The sequence below is a fragment of the Cohnella yongneupensis genome (genome assembly GCF_042655785.1).
In the GTDB taxonomy this organism is placed as follows: Bacteria; Bacillota; Bacilli; order Paenibacillales; family Paenibacillaceae; genus Cohnella; species Cohnella yongneupensis.
Genome location: NZ_JBHSNC010000001.1, coordinates 89,781 through 109,860, shown reverse-complemented (window position 1 = coordinate 109,860; position 20,080 = coordinate 89,781). Strand labels below are relative to the sequence as shown.

10 protein-coding genes and 1 pseudogene are annotated in these 20,080 nt (G+C 51.0%); 9 read left to right on the top strand and 2 right to left on the bottom strand.

From position 1 onward, the window contains the following. The first annotated feature begins 28 nt into the window (after positions 1 to 28). Positions 29 to 622, top strand: coding sequence for a YdeI/OmpD-associated family protein (locus ACFPQ4_RS00530; protein ID WP_378109750.1), 594 nt, complete (start codon positions 29 to 31; stop codon positions 620 to 622). 71 nt (positions 623 to 693) lie between these two features. On the opposite strand, the gene ACFPQ4_RS00525 is transcribed toward ACFPQ4_RS00530, so the two are convergent. Then, positions 694 to 1,419: a polysaccharide deacetylase family protein gene (locus ACFPQ4_RS00525; protein ID WP_378109749.1), complete on the bottom strand. Its 726-nt coding sequence runs from the start codon at positions 1,417 to 1,419 to the stop codon at positions 694 to 696. A gap of 139 nt (positions 1,420 to 1,558) precedes the next feature. Further along, entirely contained in the window at positions 1,559 to 3,058 is a 1,500-nt protein-coding gene (locus tag ACFPQ4_RS00520) for a DHA2 family efflux MFS transporter permease subunit (protein ID WP_378109748.1), read from the bottom strand. 138 nt (positions 3,059 to 3,196) lie between these two features. Between ACFPQ4_RS00520 and ACFPQ4_RS00515 the strand changes: the two genes are divergently transcribed. The 8 genes and pseudogenes from ACFPQ4_RS00515 to ACFPQ4_RS00480 all read left to right on the top strand — a co-directional run bounded on the left by ACFPQ4_RS00515 (position 3,197) and on the right by ACFPQ4_RS00480 (position 19,873). Next, a complete protein-coding gene (locus ACFPQ4_RS00515) occupies positions 3,197 to 4,099 on the top strand; it encodes a TetR/AcrR family transcriptional regulator (RefSeq protein WP_378109747.1) in 903 nt (300 codons plus the stop codon). 306 nt (positions 4,100 to 4,405) lie between these two features. Continuing rightward, entirely contained in the window at positions 4,406 to 5,218 is an 813-nt protein-coding gene (locus ACFPQ4_RS00510) for a hypothetical protein (protein WP_378109746.1), read from the top strand. 224 nt (positions 5,219 to 5,442) lie between these two features. Next, positions 5,443 to 6,633 carry an oxalate decarboxylase family bicupin gene (locus tag ACFPQ4_RS00505; RefSeq protein WP_378109745.1) on the top strand — a complete coding sequence of 397 codons (1,191 nt, stop codon included), beginning with the start codon at positions 5,443 to 5,445 and terminating at the stop codon, positions 6,631 to 6,633. A gap of 85 nt (positions 6,634 to 6,718) precedes the next feature. Continuing rightward, positions 6,719 to 7,537 (top strand): alpha/beta fold hydrolase, encoded by an 819-nt coding sequence (locus tag ACFPQ4_RS00500; RefSeq protein WP_378109744.1) that lies wholly within the window; start codon positions 6,719 to 6,721, stop codon positions 7,535 to 7,537. Between the two features lie 415 nt (positions 7,538 to 7,952). Beyond that, positions 7,953 to 8,258, top strand: a pseudogene (locus ACFPQ4_RS00495) (glycosyl hydrolase family 18 protein); the annotation flags it as partial. A 597-nt stretch (positions 8,259 to 8,855) separates the two neighbouring features. Further along, a complete protein-coding gene (locus tag ACFPQ4_RS00490; protein WP_378109743.1) occupies positions 8,856 to 10,319 on the top strand; it encodes an ATP-binding protein in 1,464 nt (487 codons plus the stop codon). 12 nt (positions 10,320 to 10,331) lie between these two features. After that, positions 10,332 to 10,907, top strand: coding sequence for a response regulator (locus ACFPQ4_RS00485; protein ID WP_378109742.1), 576 nt, complete (start codon positions 10,332 to 10,334; stop codon positions 10,905 to 10,907). A 170-nt stretch (positions 10,908 to 11,077) separates the two neighbouring features. Beyond that, entirely contained in the window at positions 11,078 to 19,873 is an 8,796-nt protein-coding gene (locus tag ACFPQ4_RS00480) for a fibronectin type III domain-containing protein (RefSeq protein ID WP_378109741.1), read from the top strand. Positions 19,874 to 20,080: the final 207 nt, after the last annotated feature.

The window sequence follows — 20,080 nt, the reverse complement described above, 5'->3', positions numbered from 1 at the left end:
CCATTATACTCATGAGAGGTGCACCTCGATGACGACAAGCAAAACGAGCCCTAAGGTTGACGGATTCATGCGCAAAGCCAAGCAATGGAAGGAAGAATTCGAGCTGCTGAGAAGCATCGTGCTCGACTGCGATCTGAGCGAGGATATTAAGTGGATGCATCCTTGTTACATGTACGAGGACAAAAACATCGTCTTAATCCACGGATTTAAACACTATTGCGCGCTGCTGTTCCACAAAGGCGCCTTGTTAAAAGATCCCCACGGCATCCTCGTCCAACAGACGGAGAACGTACAGTCGGCACGTCAGATTCGGTTCACCAGCCTTCAACAGATCGAAGAGATGCAGCTGATCATCAAAACGTATATCGATGAAGCCATCGAAGTCGAAAAAGCCGGCTTGCAAGTCGAATATAAAAAGAATACGGAATACGAAGTCCCCGAAGAATTGCAAATTAAATTCGTTGAAATCCCGGAGTTGAAAACCGCGTTCGAAGCATTGACACCGGGACGTCAACGAGGGTACATGCTTTACTTTTCCGCGGCCAAGCAATCGAAAACCCGAGATTCACGAATTGAAAAGTATATTCCGCACATTCTCGATGGAAAGGGAATGGACGATTAGTCCTTTCGAATAGCCGCACATAATGGCAACCCCCTAGCGATCAGGCTAGGGGGTTAATGTCTCTTAATCGTTCATGGATGCTTAGCAGGGACCGACTTCCGATACGTTAACAATTCAGAGACGGTGACAAACCGATACCCTTGCTTCTCCAATTCCGGCAAGATTCTCTTTAGGGCTTCGACGGTCTGGGTGCCGCCTTCCACGTAATCGTGGAACAGAACGATATCGCCGCTGCTCGCGTTTTTCAACACTTTATTTACGATTCTAGCGACTCCCGGCAAACTCCAATCCCTCGTATCCAAATGCCACGACCACATGATCATTTTATATCCTTCTTGCTTGACCAAACGGACTAAATCTTCGTTGTAGAAACCCCCAGGCGGACGAAATAATTGACTTCGGATGCCGGCGACGGAGAAAATGGTTTGCTCCGTTTTATTGATTTCATATTTCATGTTCGTCCCTTTAGTAAGAAAAGCATGGCTATATGTATGATTGGCTATCTCATGTCCTTCGTTTAATTCTCGCTTGAGCACGTCAGGGTAAAGTTTTATTTTCTTTCCGACGACGAAGAAAGTGGCGTTAGCATGATACTGCTTGAGCAAGTCCAAAATCTGCGGCGTGTATCGCGGATGAGGACCGTCATCGAAGGTTAAGGCGATCACTTTCTCATCGGTGGATACTTCCCAGACGACTTCTCCGCGCTTTTCATAATAAAACCGGTCTTTCGGGGGAGCGGCGTAACCAACCGTCTGAAAGATCAAAAAACAAATACATAACATTAGGAACTGTCTCATTGATGCCTCCTGAATTTAGTTCATTAATCAGGAATAGGATGCACCGATCCTTTAAATTAACTCGGTATAAAAATGGGGAAGAGGACATCAAAAAAGGTTGAGCGGATTCGATCCGCCCAACCTTTTTATGAATTTTATTTTAGTGACCCATCATCATCGCTGGATCGACCTTGTCCGTGCCTTCGGGTTCAGGCTGCGGTTTCGGTTTGCGAAGGATGAGACTGAACAGGATGCCGAACAGCGTCAAGCCGAAGCCAAGATAAAACGTATCGCTGTAGGCGCTGACGGCTGCAGCGACTTTATCCACGTTCGCGCCGCCGCTTGCCAAGTGATCGTTCAAACGGGTCGTCATGAAGCCGGTCAAACCGGCGACCGCGAACGACGTTACGACTTGTTGAGCCGCCGTCGTAAGCGGGGTCACGCGGGTAACGAGATGGCGGGGAGCCGAGTTCAAGACGTGCGTATTAAGCGACATCATCGAAAGTCCCATGCCGGAACCGATCATGAACAACGGAATCATGATCATGAAGAGCTTCGTATCGACCGTGATGTTGTGAAGCAGGAACAACGCTCCTGCAACGAGCGACAGACCGACGATAGCGAGCGGACGCGCGCCGATTTTATCGAATAACTTACCGCCGATCGGCATGAAGAACATCGAACCTATCGCTTGAGGCAGCATGATAAGACCCGTTTCAAGCGGCGAATAATGGCGGATGTCCTGCAAGAATACAGGCATTAGGATCATAGCGCCGAACAAGGCGATTTGAACGATCCATACAAGTAACGTACCGCGCGTGAAATCGGAGGAACGGAATACGCGGAGCTCGAGAAGCGGCTGCTTATGTCTTAGCTCTACGATAATGAACAAGAGAAGCGCGATTCCGCCAACGATAAGGGCGATCAATACGTTGTCGGAGCCCCAGCTAGTACTGCCGCTTTTGTTAACGCGGCCGCCTTCGCTTACCCCGTAAGCCAAAGTTGCGAACGCGATCGGCGCAAGGATCATCCCGAGGATGTCCAGGCGAGGCGGTTTGCTCGTAGCGAAGTTAGGCAAATATTTGATACCGACGATCATTCCGACGATGCCGATAGGCAAATTGATCAGGAAGATCCAGTGCCACGAGACGGACTCGATCAGCCAACCCGACAAGATCGGACCGAGAGCAGGGGCCATCAGCATCGGAATGCCGAGCATGCCCATAACAGCGCCGCGGCGTTCGGGAGGAGCGAGACGGAAAATGATCGCCATACCGATCGGCATGACCATACCGCCGCCGAGACCTTGAATGACGCGGAAGATAATAAGTTGATCGACCGTTTGAGCCGCGCCGCATAGGACGGAGCCGAGCGTGAACAAGGCGATCGTCGTCAGGAATACGCGTTTGGATCCGAATCTATCGGTCATCCATCCGGCAAGCGGGATAACGGCGGACAGCGCTAGCGTATAACCCGTGAATGTCCATTGTACCGTATTGAGAGTAGCGTGGAACTCCGACTGGAATTTCGCCAAAGCGACGTTGACGACGGTGCTGTCCAGAATGACCATGATCATACCGACGATAACGGCCATTAGCGGTGCGATAATGGTTTTGATCGAAAACTCGGTTGATGAAGCCGGTGCTGCTTGTGTTGACATATTGAAACCTTCTCTCCATGTTGAGCGTATTTATTTTCATGACCAATCGTTTCTCTTGAAAACCGACAAGTCATGCACTACAATATTGTTATCAATGGACCGTGAATTGTCAATCCTTTTCTGAAAGAGATGAGCCTAATGAGCCTGCAAAAAGAAAAAATTATCGCGTCCGCCATACGGATGTTCGCGGATAAAGGTTATTCGTCCACCTCGATCCAAGACATCGCTAACGATTGCGGCATCGCGAAAGGCTCCTTGTACAAGTTTTTCTCTTCAAAAGAGGAATTGCTGATCGAAGTGTACCGCAATCGGCTGCACGCGATGTTCGAACAAGTCGAGCGAATCAAATCGGATGCCGAATTGTCGCCGAAAGAGCGGTTCATTCAAGAAACGCATAACCAGTTTGCCTTTTTCACGGAATTCTTTTCCAACATACAGGAGTTTTATGAACTGTCGATGAACGAGGAAGGCGGTTTTTCGAAATTTTTGCAGCATATGCGTGCTTATATGCTCTCTTATTATGGGGACTGCCTCGAACGCGCGTATGGGCAAGACGTCGAACGGAACAAGTGGGATTTGGTCACTTTGTACGTTGGGATAATGAAGGGATATATGAGCATTATGACCGTAGTCGGACGCACTGCCGATAACGGAACGATCGCGGCTTTCATCGTCGACCGGATGGACGATATGGCTGCGGGAATCCTTCGCTCGAAGCCCGAACCGATCTTCGGTCCGGCGATCATGGATAAATTCGTCTCCTGCGGCATGGAAGGCGCCTCGATCCCCGCGCACGAGATTTTGGAGGAAGTAGTATCCCGGTTGCTTGCCTCGATTCACGAGCTGCATGTGCCGACCGCACGAAAAACGGAACTGACCGAAGCGGCTATATTGATCCAAAAGGAAGTCGGAGAGGATCAGCCGAGAGGCGTGCTGATCAGGGCGTTGATTGGCTTGCTGCAGACGCAGCATGAACTATCGGGCATTGCCGGCTATCTAGAGAAAACAATCGAATCCCAGAGGGGAAAATGCAAAACTTAATATCGGTTGACAAGAACATTGTCTGAATGAAGTCCGCGGAAACCGCGGGCTTTTTCTTTTTCTCGGATTAAGTTCTGTCATGCGGCGCTCTGAAAAAAATAACATTTTATGGATAAAATCGCACTAGGAAAGATAAGAATGCAGCGTATTTTTGGTGTTCGACGAAAGTTAAAATAAGTCTGCACAGCCGACTACAGTCATTAGAGGAGGGAGTTAAAGATCGTAAGTCTGCAAGACGAATCGAATTACGTCAATGAGCAAGAGGTTGTGCGACGAATGTCAATCGATGAAAAGGATGTGGATGGTATGCGCTCACGGATGTTCAAATTAATGCTGGCTTTGATGGTTGCGGTTATGCTCGTTCCGGTTATTTCAGCGCAAGCAGCGACGAATTTGACGGCGAACAACATCACGAACAGCTCGGTGACGCTGAATTGGACGCTACAGTCGGGGGAGACAACGGTACAAATTAACAAGAACGGCGTATATCAAGCGACTATCGCCGGCAGTACGTATGTGGCTACGGGACTTAGCACTTGCACGAGCTATACGTTCGATGTCATTGGCTCCGGCACGTTCGGCAGCCTGTCGAAAACGGTAACGACTGCAGGTTGCCCGACCGCACCGGTCATCACGTACTCGGCGACTTGGTCGCAAATCAATCTCAGTTGGACGGCCAGCAACGCAGTGAGCTACGAAATCCTTAGAAACGACAATCATGTCAATACCGTGACCGGCACCTCGACAACGATTACTACGAATCCGAGCTTGGCGGAGAAAATTACGATCATCGCCAAAAACAGCACGGGACAGACGGCGAGTTCGACGGTATGGGTCAGCACGCCGCAGTATACAGGATCGGTTAGTGGTACCGCATATGGCCAAGTGAAGCTGAACGCGTTTTTGCGCAACTCGGATTCGCTGTACAGCCAGTCGATCTATATTGAGTTATATCGCAACGGCACGTGGGTGAGCGAAACGATCGTAACGCTGAACGCCGGACAATCGTTGACGGGGACTTATACGCTCGCAACCGGACAGCCGTACGACAACTACACCGCCCAAATCCATAGTCCGAAAGTTGCCGCCTATAGTCTTTCGTTAACCGGGCAGTATTAGATCTCTTTCCAATTTGTTTTCACTTCTTGATTCCGATTGGGGTATCCCTTGGTCATCTTAATGGCCGAGGGATACCCCTTCTTTAATAGGTTGGCATCTCCATCACTCCGGCTCCGGCTACAAAGGAGGACATATTTCCAAATCATGATTCTATTCATAACATACAATAGGCACTTACCCAGGGACGATTACGAAGTATGTCGAACGAGGAGTGTAATTTTATTATGGAAAACGAAACACGGAACGGAAATATACCGCAGCCGATAAGGGATGATGGTGCCGGTTGGTGGGATTTAGGACCACGGGACGTTATGAGAGACCTTGAGAACCCTGACATGCTAGTATCGCCTTCCACCGATGCTGGTTCGTTGCCCAATATGAAGTTCTCTTTCTCCGACACTCATATGCAGTTAAATCATGGCGGCTGGTCGCGGGAAGTGACGGTTAGAGAGCTGCCGATTGCAACCACGATTGCCGGAGTGAATATGGCCCTGACGCCAGGGGGCGTGCGTGAATTACATTGGCATCAGTCTGCGGAATGGGCAATTATGCTTGTCGGCCGTGCGCGCATTACGTCAGTTGACCAGAACGGGAGGAACTTCATTGCCGACGTAGGCGTAGGCGACTTGTGGTACTTCCCTCCCGGAATTCCGCATTCTATTCAAGGGTTGGAAGAGGGTAGCGAGTTTTTGCTCGTTTTCCCTGACGGTAATTTCTCTGACCTCAACACTTTATCTTTCTCCGATTGGTTCGCACATACGCCAAAGGACGAACTATCGGCGAATTTCGGCATACCCACAAGCGCTTTTGCCCATATCCCGAACCATCAGCTATACATTTATCAAGGAACCGTTCCCGGTCCAATAGAAAGTCAGCAAGTTGCTGATCCGCAAGGTACGATTCCATTATCCTTTACACATCTACTACTCGCGCAAAAGCCGATTGTAACTCCGGGCGGGACTGTGCGCATAGTGGATTCTTCTAACTTTCCTATTTCCACGCAAATAGCTGCATCGTTGTTGGAAATCAAACCGGGTGCGATGAGGGAAATGCATTGGCATCCGAATAATGATGAATGGCAGTATTATATCTCGGGTACGGCACGAATGACGGTTTTCGCCCCCAATGGCACTGCCCGCACTTTCGATTATCGAGCTGGGGATGTCGGATATGTACCGTTTGCATTCGGTCACTACATTCAGAACACCGGCGATAAAAGTCTTTGGGTTATGGAGATCTTTAAGAGCGACAGCTTTGAAGATGTTTCTCTTAATCAGTGGATGGCGCTTACGCCTCATCAAATCGTACAGAGTAACCTAAAAGTAGGGCCGGAATTAATAAACGCATTGCATAAGGAAAAATTATTTATAGTAAAAAATCCTGGCTATTCCCATTACTTAAGAACGGATATATAAGACTACAAGAAGGCGTTAGTAGGGGAGAGAGCGTGAATCAACTCAAAGACATAGGCATAAGCTCAGTTATGTCGTCAATGAGAGGATGTTGTTCGTGTTTCCTTATCATCCGGGGGAAAATCAAATTCCAAATCCTTATTACCGATTCGTACCGCACTTTCGACAATATCAACGACTTACCTTCGTACTTGTGCATGGTTCCTGGGCTGATGCTCACTTTTGGGACGGCGTAGCTGCAGCACTGCGTAGTCAAGGGAACATCGTCTACACGCCAGAATACGCAGGCCACGGAACGGATCCAAATAAAAATGTCACGCATGCAATGATTACGAAATCAGTCGTTGATTTTATAAAACACCTGAACTTGCACGATTTTATTCTCGTTGGGCACAGCTTCGGTGGATCAGTCATTCAAAAAGTCGCTGAACAGATACCCGATCGCATTAAACGTTTGGTCTTCTGGGATGCGTTCGTTTTAAAAGACGGACAATCGGTTGTTGACGAGTTGCCGCCTCAAACGAGAAAAGGTTTTGAACAACTTAGAGCCATGTCAAATGACGACACAATCATGCTTCCATTTGATTTGTTTCGAGCTTTATTCGTAAATACGGCCACCACCGAGGATGCTAGACTTTTTTATACAAGCGTTGCTCCGGAGCCGGCTAAACCGCTTTTCGAGAAACTGGATCTTAAAGCGTTCTACGCGCTAACAACCCCCAAAAGCTATGTTTATTTCTACCAAGATAATGTAATGCCGCAAGGGGAGGGCTACGGTTGGAATCCCCACATGTCAATGAGACTTGGTCTCTTCCGCCTAATCGTTGGCGATGGGGACCACTTTACGGATACTCGCACAAGACCGGCGTATTTGGCAAAGAAGATTTATGATGCGAGTAGAGATTGATCTACACCAAAGCCGCGAATTTCGCGGCTTTTTTTTAATTGGTGAGGAAATTTGTCCGTAACAGAGATTTCTAATCGAAATATGACCCCAAATTATGGATTTTTGTCCTTTAATTCGTCTGAATAATTACATAAGATTGAAGCGAGATCACTCCCCATTTCTTCCATTTCCTCTACTAAATTTCCCACTCTATTCTAGCTAACACATTCTAATTGTTTTCGTCATTCGATTCAAAGCCTATTCGTTCTAGATCGCGCCATTCGGTTCCGACGTTCACGCTTTAAGCATGAAGGGAGGTGATGCGTTTTATTCGGTTTCATTGAAAGCGTTTTCAAAAATCGAATGAAAGAGGTGGATTGAAGCGATGCAACAAAGGATCGTGTACAAGTCAAGCATCATCTCGCTGGTCGTCGGAATGGTGTGGGCAATGTTCGCATTTTTCGCGCTGTCGATACCCGCCACGCATGCAGCGGGCAACTACAAAATCGTCGGGTATTACCCTGCTTGGGCCGCATATGGACGTGCCTACAAAGTAACGGACATGGACGTAAGCAAAGTGACGCATATCAATTACGCGTTCGCGGACATTTGCTGGAATGGCATACATGGAAATCCGGACCCGACAGGTCCGAATCCGCAAACATGGACTTGTCAGGACAATGTCGGCCAAATCAACGCTCCGAACGGAACGGTCGTATTGGGCGATCCGTGGATCGATACGTAATACTCGTACCCGGGTGACGCGTGGGATACGCCGATCAACGGTCATCAATAAAATGATCGTGGTTTTTATTAGGGCCAAGGATATCAAAACAACCAAATACCGACAGGCTTATCATGGCTTGGTTGAGCTAAATGGAAGGATATTTCAATCCCTTCACGAATACCTCAGATAGAGCAGTATCAAAAACATGACCGAACCAACGACGCCTCGGTCTTGTTTTTGATTGTTATGATGACTCGTCATAGGTCTAATCACACATCTGTAAGAAATAACCGTCGTATTATACTTAGATAAATGTCCTTTTTTAACGTCTACTCGGGTTTAGCTTCAGGGCGGTCCGGATCGTCTAGGTGCATCTTATACTAAGTCCGCTTGAACCAATCGTCCTTTCAGGTGTACACTCCGGTTTTGCTGCCTCGTTTTTGACTTTACTTACCACTTTACTCGCCTCTGGTTTGGCTTCAGGTTTGGCGGCACACGCTCCTCGATTATTTCAGCTAAGGGTTCGTTCCCTTGCTACATTTCGAATTATATTAGGAGTCGGCGTCATCGGTAAGGATGAACATTTATCACCCCTTTTGGAGGCATATCGCCATGATCATTTTGTACTGCGGCATGTTTTTGTCCCTGTGGACGATCGGAACGGTCATGCTCGTGAACAATCGGAGAAATGCGTATACGCGCTGGTTTGGTATCCTCCTCATCATAGCCGGCTTTGCGAGTTTTTCCGTCGTGATCAATATGGAGGTTCTCCCGTGGATGCGGGAGTCGCTTCAAGACTCCCGCATCGTCGAGGCCTTAAGGATATTCACGATCATTACATGGGGGACGGAGTATCACTTATTGCCATTTCTCTTCTTGATGTGTTCTCTTGTATTCACCCGGCTCTATTCCAGAAGGTCGATCTTGCTCTTCAGTCTCCTATCTGTCGCTCCAATCGCGATCTATCTGATTACCGTCCCGTCTATGTATCCTGAGGCTCGATTGGGCCATCCCTATTTTCGGATCCTATCCGGCGCTTATTTCCTGATCAGCCTGGTCATTTACTGGCTGCGCTATGTCACCGAGAAAAATCCCGATTATAAGAAAAACAGCTTCCGAACGTCCGTAGTCGTGACATTATGCATTTGTTTTCTCTATACAACGGATTATTACGGCATCGATTATTTCCTCATTGGCCGGGGCGGCCTAGAGATCGTGAGCAATGACTTATGGCGGTTTAACTTCGTGCTCGTGATCCTCTTCGTGCTGTTATTCGTCTACTACGGGATGAGATACGGATTTATGGGGATTAAGCTGAAGATAGAGCAGCAGAAGATCGATTATTCGATGAAAAACTTGACGCAAGGCGCGCTCATCCTCAACCATACCTTGAAGAACGAAGTACAAAAAATCAACTATTTGAGCAGCCGGATGAAAAGCGCGGTCGCTAATAATAACATGGATGACACGATGCGCAATCTGGCCAGCCTGGATCAAGTAGCAGAGCATATCCTCGAAATGATGAACCGGATCAAAGAAAAAACGGACGATATCGTTCTTGATGAGCAAGAGCACCGCATGGAAGAAGTGCTTGCCTACTGCCTGGATACGCTTGCGCCGGTTCTGACTTTGAAGAATGTGGCGGTCGAATGTGAATTCACGGCGGACCCCTTGGTGTTATGCGATGCCGCCCACGTCAGGGAAGTCCTGAACAATCTCCTGAAGAACGCAGTCGATGCGGTTGAACGGGGGGAAGGGAAGCTTATCATCTCATTGACGGAAGCGAAGAGGGATATAATTATCGGGGTTAAAGACAACGGGGCGGGAATCTCGGCGGAGAACGCGGCACGAATCTTCGATCCGTTCTTCACTACCAAGAAAGGCAGCAATAATTACGGACTTGGACTGAATTACTGTTTTGGCGTCATGCTCAAGCATGGTGGCTCCATACGTCTTGTCGAGACGGAGCGAGGCAAAGGCACGTGGATGGAGATTCGGTTTCCGGCAAAACGCGTACGATTCGTGGATAGATCAGCGGCGAAAAGACAGGCAGCCTTTGCAATCGGCAGGAATTGAGGGTGAGTCCGAATGGAAAAAGCGATCAACGTAATGCTTGTAGAGGATGACCCGTTCTGGCGGGAGACTATTGCGACAGATCTCGATAAAGAAGCGGACATACGCGTCGTTGCGTCCGCGGCCACCAAGCAAGAGGCGCTGCATGCGGCCGCAATGACACGAATCGATGTCGCGTTAATGGACATCAACTTAACGGAAAATCAGCTCGACGGCTTGGAGATCACGAAAGAATTAATGCTATTAACCGATTTTCGCATCAAAATCATCATGCTGACTTCGTTGACAGATAAAGAAGTGATCATCAAGGCGTTTCAGAACGGGGCTGTCAATTATATTAACAAATCGAGCTTCGAGGATATCGTCGGCGCGATTCGGGCCGCGGTCGCCGAGCAGTCCTCGATTCATCCGGACGCCGCCGATGCGATGCGGGAGGAAATCCGGCTTATGCTCCTCACCCCGTCCGAGCGGCAAATTCACGACCTCAAGGAAAAAGGGTACAACAAGACGCAAATCTCCGAAATGCTGTACAAATCTTTGAACACGATCAAAACGCAAGTGAGAAGCATCAGGAACAAACTGCTGAAATAACGTTGTTCAAAAACGGATGAGCTGAACGAGTTGAAGCCTGGAGGTTTGCCTCCGGGCTTTTTTTTATTGCCGCTCTCGAAGGGAGGGTGAGAAATGTTCATCCTCCCTTATTATTCCACCGCATCCTATAATCCGTATTGGAAATGAGATTAAAGGAGGGCAAGTGAATCATGCAGTCGCGTAAAAGGAAGCACAAATGGTTTTATACGTTATCGTTATGGTTGGTTTGCGTTACGTTGCTGAACGCGTTTGTTCCTGGCTTGGCAGCACAAGCGGCGAACGGAAACGGCGTATCGCCGGAAGGCCAGGCATTCGTCATTGAAGCATCCGCGGAGCCGAATCCCGTTAAAGCCGGGCAACGGGCGGAGCTTACGTTAAAAGTGTCGCCGGCGGTGTCTAAAGAAGCTGCAGTCCGAGTTCAGGTGAAGAGCCAGGTAGGCGAGGTCGTGGCGCAGCTTCAGTATCCGAAGGAAGCATTCACGGCCGGCTTGCAGCGCACGTATCCGTTCGCTTGGAACGTTCCGGGCAGTCTTAGGTTCGGCGACTATGACGTAAATGTGGAAGTGACAAGTAAAGACCGAACAGTCACGTACGCATCGGATCCGAAGGCGGCCGTCCTGCAAGTAAAACCGCCGATCGATATGCCTGAATCCAGAAGTTCGGCCATTTACAAAACGGCTGCCTATCCTGTTCCCGCTACCGTAGCCGTAAAAACGAACAGCAACATGACCCTCATGGCGCAGGTCGAGAGTTCGGAGAATACGGCCGTTCGGGTCGATCTCGAGGTGTACGATTCGCATGGAGCTAAAGTACTAAGCAGCTTTATTGACAATCAGGTGCTGCAGGCGAATCAGAAGTATTCGTTCCCGTTTGCCTGGACCGTGCCGGAGAAAGCGAAAACCGGAACTTATTCGGTCCACGTCGGCGTATCAAAGCCTGGCGGAGGTGAGCGCTACGAATGGAATGCGACGGCTGGCTCGTTTGAAGTCTCCCATAAGTATAATGTTCCCGGCGATACTGTCGCTCCTGCGGCTCCTACTGGAATAACCGCGGAAGCTGGCGATGGCATCATAAAGCTTCACTGGGCGAAGGCGACGGAAGCCGATGCGGCAGGCTATAAAATCTACGTAACAAGCGATGACAACGGCTGGAGCGCCGAGTATGTGGTGGGTCTGTCGGATACGTATACGGTCGCGGGGCTGATGAACGGAACACCGTACCGCTTTGCCGTATCGGCTGTCGACTACGCTGGTAATGTATCGGCCCAATCGGCGTTGGCATCCGGGTCCCCGGTGGACCGGACGCCTCCAGCTGTACCCGAAGGACTTACGGCAACGGCCGGCGACGCTTCGGTCGCGTTGTCCTGGACGTCGAACGCTGAGACGGATCTGGCCGGCTATCGATTATTTACGTCGACGGACGGCGGCGCTTCGTGGGATGCCGGAGTGCTGATCGGGACGGAAACTTCTTTTACCCGCAATCAGCTGGAAAACGATAAAACCTACACATTCGCCATCACGGCAATGGATACCTCGAACAATGAATCCTTGAAATCCGATACCGCTTCGGCAACGCCGAAGGATATGACGACGCCTGCGATCCCTGAGGGACTCTCGGCAGAAGCTGGCCTCGGGAAAGTTACCCTCCGTTGGAATGTCGCTTCCGCAGGGACCGACGTTCAAGGCTATAACGTCTATGTATCGACGGACGGCGGGATCCACTGGCTCGCGCCCGTGTATGCCGGTCTCGTTGCCGAATACGCCGTAACCGGCCTCGCCGACGACGGCACTCTCTATACGTTCGCGGTATCCGCAATCAGTGCCCGGGGCAATGAATCCGGCAAGTCCGCGGCGGTAACGGCAAAGCCCGTTGTGTCCGACGCGGATCGTACACCTCCGAGCGTTCCGGTTATTAACATGGGACTTCCGCAAGCAAATGGCGTCGTTCTCATGTGGTCCCAATCTCCGGAGCCTGATCTTGCAGGATATAAAATCTACAAATCGCTCGACGGCGGTTCGACTTGGGATTCTGGCTATGCAGTCGGAATGGCGCCAATGTATTTTTACACGGGTTTGAAGGGCGGAGTCCCTTATACTTTCGCCATCGCCTCGGTGGACCAGAGCGGCAACGAATCGGCGAAGTCCGGGACCCTTACGGCGACTCCGATTGCCGGTCCGGACCGCACGCCGCCAATCGTTCCTAAGGGAGTAACCGCGATCGCTGGAAACAAATCCGCTTTCGTTACATGGGACGCTGTTACGGATGAAGATCTGCAAAACTATTACGTTTACGTAACGAATCAGACGACCCACGGCTTCATGCGATTGGATGCCGGGAAGTCCACCTCGTATCAAGTCTCGAATCTCACGAACGGGGTCGTATATGCCATTCAAGTCTCGGCAGCCGATAGCAGCGGCAATGAATCTTCGCGCTCATTGGGCGTAAACATTACGCCTGCAGGCGCAGACGTCATCCCTCCGGCAGTACCTTCCGGACTACGGATTACAGACGTGAGAAACGGGATGCTGTCCCTCGCGTGGACGGAGTCGCCCGATATGGATAAAGATCACTACAACGTATACTTGTCCACGGATAACGGTACGACTTGGGGCGCACCTCAGATCGCGCGGACGGCTGCATTTTTGGCAAGCGGATTAACGAACGGCAAGCGGTATACTTTTGCGGTAACGACCGTAGACACGAGTGATAACGAATCGGGCAAATCGTTACCGGTTAACGGAATGCCGAGCGCGTACACCGTACCGCAAGGCCTCATCGCAAGTCCGGGTGACGGCGAGGTGAAGCTGGGCTGGGACCCGATCAACGCGACCGATTTGAAGGCGTATCGAGTCTATATGTCGCGGGATGGCGGTCTAACTTGGAACACGGGCAATAACGCGGGAACAACGACTCATTACACCGCGCAAGGTTTGGAAAATGACCAATCGTACATGTTCGCCGTTACGGCCGTCCGTGCCGACGGAGCGGAATCGAACCGTTCGCTGCCTGTGACGGCGAAGCCGAGCGCAGTCCTTGCGCCGCCCGATCCGTCATCCGTAGCGCCGTCGCTACCGAATACGAACAACGTTACGTTCAAAGATAGCGTGAGCTTCCTCTACGAAGGCTCGAACCCGGTTCAGTTCGGGGTATTACCCGGAGCATTACGGCCGGAGCAAGTCAGTGTGATAACGGGCCATGTGTCCGACACCGCCGGCATGCCGATTTCCGGGGTGAAAATTACGGTGCTTAACCATAGCGATATCGGCATTACGGCGACCCGTGCGGACGGCGTTTTCGATATCGCGATTAACGGGGGCAACGGCGTTACGCTTCAATTTGAGAAGGACGGTTATATGACCGTTCAGCGCAAAGCGCCAGCCGATTGGAACGAGTTTCTGAATTTGCCGGAAGTCATAATGACCCCGTTCGATTCGAAAGTGTCGGAAATCGATCTTACGAGGGCAAGTGGCGTGCAAATGGCCGAGAGCAGCGTCGTTACCGATCAAGACGGCTCCCGTCAAGCAACGCTTGCATTCCTTCCGGGCACGACGGCAACGATGACCCTGCCGAATGGCACAACTCAGCAGTTGAATCAGCTTCATGTGCGGGCAACCGAATATACGGTAGGCGAGAAGGGCGAGCAAGCGATGCCCGGTGAAATCCCTGCAAGCGTTGCCTACACGTATGCGGTTGAGCTGTCAGCGGATGAAGCGGTCGCGGCCGGAGCGAGCAAACTGACGTTTAACCAACCGGTCTACGTGTACGTCGATAACTTCTTGAACTTCCAAACCGGAAGCATTATCCCGAGCGGATATTACAATTTGCAGCAAGGGGCTTGGGAAGCGGAGACAGACGGCATCGTCATGCAAATCATCGGCGTGTCGGGCGGGCTTGCCGACATCGATCTTAGCGGAGACGGCAGCGCCGAGTCCGAGGAGCGGCTTGCCGATTATGGCTTCACAAGCGAAGAACGGACCGCTCTCGCAGCACGCTACGAAACGGGAAAAACATTGTGGCGTGTTCCTGCGAACCATTTTTCACCTTACGATTACAATCAGAACGGCCTCGCTAGGCCAGATCCGCGTCTAATGCCGCCATCCGATCCGATTTCAGAACCGGGAAAAGGTACGGGCGACGGGAAGCCGGATCCATGCAATCAGAAAGGCTCGATCATCGGCTGCTACCATCAGACGCTCGGCCAATCGATTCCGATTACAGGCACGCCGCTTACGTTGGATTACAAAAGCGACTTGACTCCGGGCTACACGACCCGGGGAGAAATCGAGGTGCCTGTTACCGATGGAAGACCGTTGTCAGACAAACTGCTGATGGCAACCGTAAGGGTTACGGTTGCGGGCGTTACGATGGAGCAAACGTATGCGGTTTCTTCCATGACGAAAGACCTGAAGGCCAAATTCGTCTGGGACGGCAAAGATCGTTATGGACGCAAGCTCGTCGGGGAGCATCCGTATAAAGCGATCGTCATGTACCATTATCCGACTCAGATGTATATTGGACTTCCACCGTTCGCATCAGGCGGCGGCTCAGGGTCAGGTTCTGGATCGTCGGGATCTGGAAAAAGCTTTGGTAATACGATTACGATAGGCGCTGCGGGTTATTTCCGGCAAGGGCGCGATTCGGGGACACTGAACAGAGAATACGAAGGCTATTTGACGAGTCCGCAAAATCCTTACGAAGAAACGGGCATCGCAGGCTGGAAGCTAAGCAGTCAAGACCTGCTGCTCGACTTGGATCAAGGTTCGGCCGTGGCCGAAATGAACGGGCGAGAGCAAGACATTACGATTCCTGCGAACCCAGGGAACGTCGTCGGTCCGGACGGAAGCTACTACGTGAAGAAGGGTATTGACCTGTACCGCATCCGGCCGGATGGAAACGGCGCCGAGCAGGTCGGTACGCTCAGAGCCGATACGGACCAGCTGATCGCTTACGGTGCGGATGGCACGATGTATGCCAAAGATTCGACGACGCAAAACGTGTACCGTAAATATGCGTGGGATTCGACTTGGGTACTATTTGCAGGAAACGGAACGCCTCGGCCTTTAGGAACAAATGCGTACTATCCGGACGGCACGGACGCCAAGTCGATCAACTGGAGCATTCAGTTCCAGGACTACGAGGTCGGACCGGAAGGCAAGCTTTATTTCATCGACAACGGGGTTCTTTACCGCGTGGATGCTAACGGCATCATGTTCAACTATGAGATCGCAGACCAGACGTCCCGGGACGATAACTATCTCGGTCAAGGTGTCGGCGAAGGCTTATCTTCTAAGGAGAACATCGGTAAGGTGTACGCAGTAGAGATCGGGAAGGACGGCACGCTGTATGTGCTGCAGGCGCATTCTATTGCGCCGTGTAAGATAGGCTGTGGAAGCAAAGCCATTGTCGTCTCTCGGATCAAGGCTATTTCTCCTTCAGGAGAAATCCGCACGATCGCCGGCGCGCCGTTCGCCCCGAATTTCGAAAGCGAGAATCAGAATACGGCTTACAATTTGTCAGACGGCGTGAAGGCAACGGATGCCTACTTCTATACGCTAGGGTTCGAACGAGACGAGGAAGGCAATATCACCTTCGCCGAATATAACGGAAGTCACATGAACCAGACTTTCTACCAAATCGATAAAGCCGGTTATATTCGTAATTTTGACTCGTTCGGATTGGATAAAATGAAACATCTTGTCTCCGTTGCAGATGAAAAAAATCCGGAATACGTCAATCTTCAGTTGTTGCAGGCAGGTCCGGATGACCGTGTTTACTTCTTTGCGCAGACGAGAGGCAACCTGTCTATGGTTATGTACACGGGCACTAGAAAGGGCGCTTCTGGCGGAACGTATACGATTCCGGACAACAGCGGCATGTATGCGGGCGTTTTCGATCTGGAAAATGGAAGGCTGCTGCGGACGGTAAGTACACTGACAGGACAAACGCATTTTACGTATAACTATGACACCGCGGGACGGCTCGTCGCGATTCGAGACTTCAACGATCATACGATTACGATTCAACGCGATGCTGACGGAACGCCTTCCGCCATTGTTAACCCCTACGGGCAAGTAACTTTGCTGACAGTAGAGGACGGACAGCTGAAGCAGGTCACGAATCCGGCTGGGGACAGCTACAAGATGGAATATGACGCGAGCGGACTGATGCGCACCTTCACGGACCCTGAAAGCAACACGAAGAAATACGAGTACGACGCCAAAGGTTTGTTGACCCGTGCCGAAACGCCGCGGCAAGGCGTGAAGACGCTCGATCGCAAGCCGCTAGTTGGCGGGCATGAGGTTTCCGTAACAGATCCAGACGGCAACACGACCGTATACACGTATTTGAATCAATCCGGAATGACGACCATGCGTGTCACCAATGCCGACGGAGCCGTAATGACAGTTAACGATTATCCGTTGTTAACGGAAAAGTCGTATCCGGACGGTACTACAGCGTACATCGAGTACGCGGTCGATCCGCAGTTCGGTCAGCTGTACGCATCCAAGACGCGGACATTTATGCCGGATGGTGAACAGATCAGTCAGACGGTTACGCGCGACGTGAAGTTTGCGGATGCGAATGATCCGTTCAGCATCACGAACATCACGACGACAACCGATCTGGATGGCGCCGTTCAGAAGCAACAATACGATGCAGCAACGCGTACCGTAACGCTAACATCGGCTGAGGGACATCGAGTGCAGATTGTCATGGACGAATGGGACCGCACGATTCGCCAGGAGGAGCCGGGAACGGGAATTGCACCGGTGCTGTACTCGTACGACGAGCAGGGTAGACTCTTAAAAATCGAGCAGGGCGATATTTTCGTGGCGTACACGTACAATGAGCTTGGATTGGTCGATACGGTCACGAATTCAGCCGAAGATGTGAAAACCTACGCGTACGATGCAGCCAATCGCCTCATTCGGGTTACGACGGCGGGTCAGAAGACGTATCAATTCGGTTATGACAAGAACGGTAACCAGACGTCCATGACACTACCGAATGGGGAAGTGTATCGGCAAAGCTTCAACGCCGACGGTGATTTGGAGGGCATTAAGGTGGGTGATGAAAGCACCGGTCTCGTCATCAACCGCACGTTGGCATCGAACAAAGACGTATCCACCCTGTGGAGCGGGAGAACGGTTGATTACACGTTCGAAGGCAGCAACCTTACGGAAATCAACGACACCGATCTTCTCCGCACGATGACGTTTGCACCGGACGAGAAGCTGGGCAGGTTCACGAGCGTGAACAGTGTGACGACGAACGAATATGCCGATGAGCAAAATATTACCTTCGAATACGACGGAATGAACATCATTGCGATGACGTTCGATGGGGATGCGCAAGGATCATTTTCGTATACGAATAATGAATATGGCTTCCTCACGGGTGTCGAATCAACGGTCAATTCGAGTAAAGGAACATTCACCAAATCGGAACAGATCGCCTACGATGACGATTTCGGCGTGACAAAGCTTGGATCGTTCACGTACGGGTATAACGGCCCGAACGGACGTCTGGACAACTTGGACGACGGCAATATGCATGTGGCTTACGCGTATGACAATAGGGGGCGGATCGAAAGCCTCACGTACTTGGTAGGTGGCAGCCAAGTGTTCCGAGTCTCTTACGCGTATGATAAACGGAATTACGTTACTACGAGGACAGTCGTGAAGGCTGGCAGCACAGAGCAATTCGTGTACTCGTACGATAAAGACGGCCAGCTGACCGACGTTGCTCGCACCGTCAATGGGGTCGCGGGCGATTCCGAGCACTACGAGTACGATGCGAACAAAAACCGGACGCTGCGCGAGGTGGACGGCTCAGCTTCGTCGAGCAATCAGTACGGCGATTCCAGTGTGCTTCAGCATGTGGGAGATGTCGCCTACTCCTTCGATGCCGACGGATTTTTAACGCAGCGCGGGAACGATACGTTCCATTACGGTCCAAGAGGCGAGCTGCTCGTGGCGCATGCTAACGGAGATGACATCCATTACACGTACGATGGGATGGGAAGACTTGTCGCCCGTGAAGACGGTCAAGGGAAAACCCAGTATCTATACGGCAACCGGTACTTCCCGAAATCGGTCAGCGCCGAGGTCTCACCGGACGGTACAGTAACGTTCTACAGCTACGATGTCAACGGGACTTTGCTCGGTCTGGAGCGTAACGGTCAGCGTTATTATGTGATTGCGGATCAAGTCGGAACGCCGTTAGCGCTTCTGAACGAGTCGGGAGATACGGTGAAAACCTGGAACTACGACAGCTACGGCGTTCTCCTTGAGGATTCGAATCCGGACTTCCAACTCGCGATCGGATTCGCAGGCGGCATTACGGATGAAGATACAGGGCTGTTGCGGTTCGGCGCCCGCGATTATGATCCGGCTAGCGGCCGCTGGACAGCTCGAGATCCGATCTTCCTCGAAAGCGGTCAGGCGAATCTGTATGCGTATGTGAACAACAACCCGGTCATGTCGAATGACCCTTGCGGCGAGCTTTGCGTAGGCGGATCGCTCTATTCCGGCATCGGCGGCGGCGGGAAGGTTTGCTTCGATAAGGACGGCTGGGGCGTTTGCGGTGAAACCGGACTTGGGCTTGGCGGAGGGATTGATATGTCCCCGGTCGAGACCGTTCCCGGCACCTATACTTCTGCGGAGATCAGCGTCAAAGTCAAGCTCGGGGCTGCAAGCATCTCGGTAGGCCATGAGTGGAAGCGGGAAAAAGGGACGCCGTGCCTTCAAGGATCGTGGAAAGGGGCGGTAGGCTTGGGGCCGTTTGAGGTCGATCTATTCTCTCCTCAAGGCTCAAAAATGTCCGGGATGCCAGGCGATATGAGTGAAACGGCCGCAGACCTTATTGGTAAGTCCAATCAAGATTACAAAGAAAACGGATGGAATTTGAAGAACGGAATAGAAGGTACGGCCAAGTTAACAGGATGTAAGTCGTTCAAGTATTAATCCGGTAAAGTTCGTAAGACCGGGAAGAGCCGCATGGGCACTTCCCGGTTTTTTTGTGCGCTTGGCTGCGTGTCGTGTCGTAGTATCGGCTTTCTCCCCGGATTTTCGACGAATCGGGGAGAGACCTTCATAAACTTAAGAAAAATTTTAAGTTTTTCGCGTTTCTTTTTAAGTTGTTTTCTTTAATCTTAAGCTCAGTTAGAGTTG

Bases quoted from the DNA above. Each gene is read 5' to 3' on its own strand.
- ACFPQ4_RS00515 (WP_378109747.1), top strand. From the start codon at position 3,197: ATGAGCCTGCAAAAAGAAAAAATTATCGCGTCCGCCATACGGATGTTC.
- ACFPQ4_RS00530 (WP_378109750.1), top strand. From the start codon at position 29: ATGACGACAAGCAAAACGAGCCCTAAGGTTGACGGATTCATGCGCAAA.
- ACFPQ4_RS00510 (WP_378109746.1), top strand. From the start codon at position 4,406: ATGCGCTCACGGATGTTCAAATTAATGCTGGCTTTGATGGTTGCGGTT.
- ACFPQ4_RS00520 (WP_378109748.1), bottom strand. From the start codon at position 3,058: ATGTCAACACAAGCAGCACCGGCTTCATCAACCGAGTTTTCGATCAAA.
- ACFPQ4_RS00490 (WP_378109743.1), top strand. From the start codon at position 8,856: ATGATCATTTTGTACTGCGGCATGTTTTTGTCCCTGTGGACGATCGGA.
- ACFPQ4_RS00500 (WP_378109744.1), top strand. From the start codon at position 6,719: ATGTTGTTCGTGTTTCCTTATCATCCGGGGGAAAATCAAATTCCAAAT.
- ACFPQ4_RS00525 (WP_378109749.1), bottom strand. From the start codon at position 1,419: ATGAGACAGTTCCTAATGTTATGTATTTGTTTTTTGATCTTTCAGACG.
- ACFPQ4_RS00480 (WP_378109741.1), top strand. From the start codon at position 11,078: ATGCAGTCGCGTAAAAGGAAGCACAAATGGTTTTATACGTTATCGTTA.
- ACFPQ4_RS00505 (WP_378109745.1), top strand. From the start codon at position 5,443: ATGGAAAACGAAACACGGAACGGAAATATACCGCAGCCGATAAGGGAT.
- ACFPQ4_RS00485 (WP_378109742.1), top strand. From the start codon at position 10,332: ATGGAAAAAGCGATCAACGTAATGCTTGTAGAGGATGACCCGTTCTGG.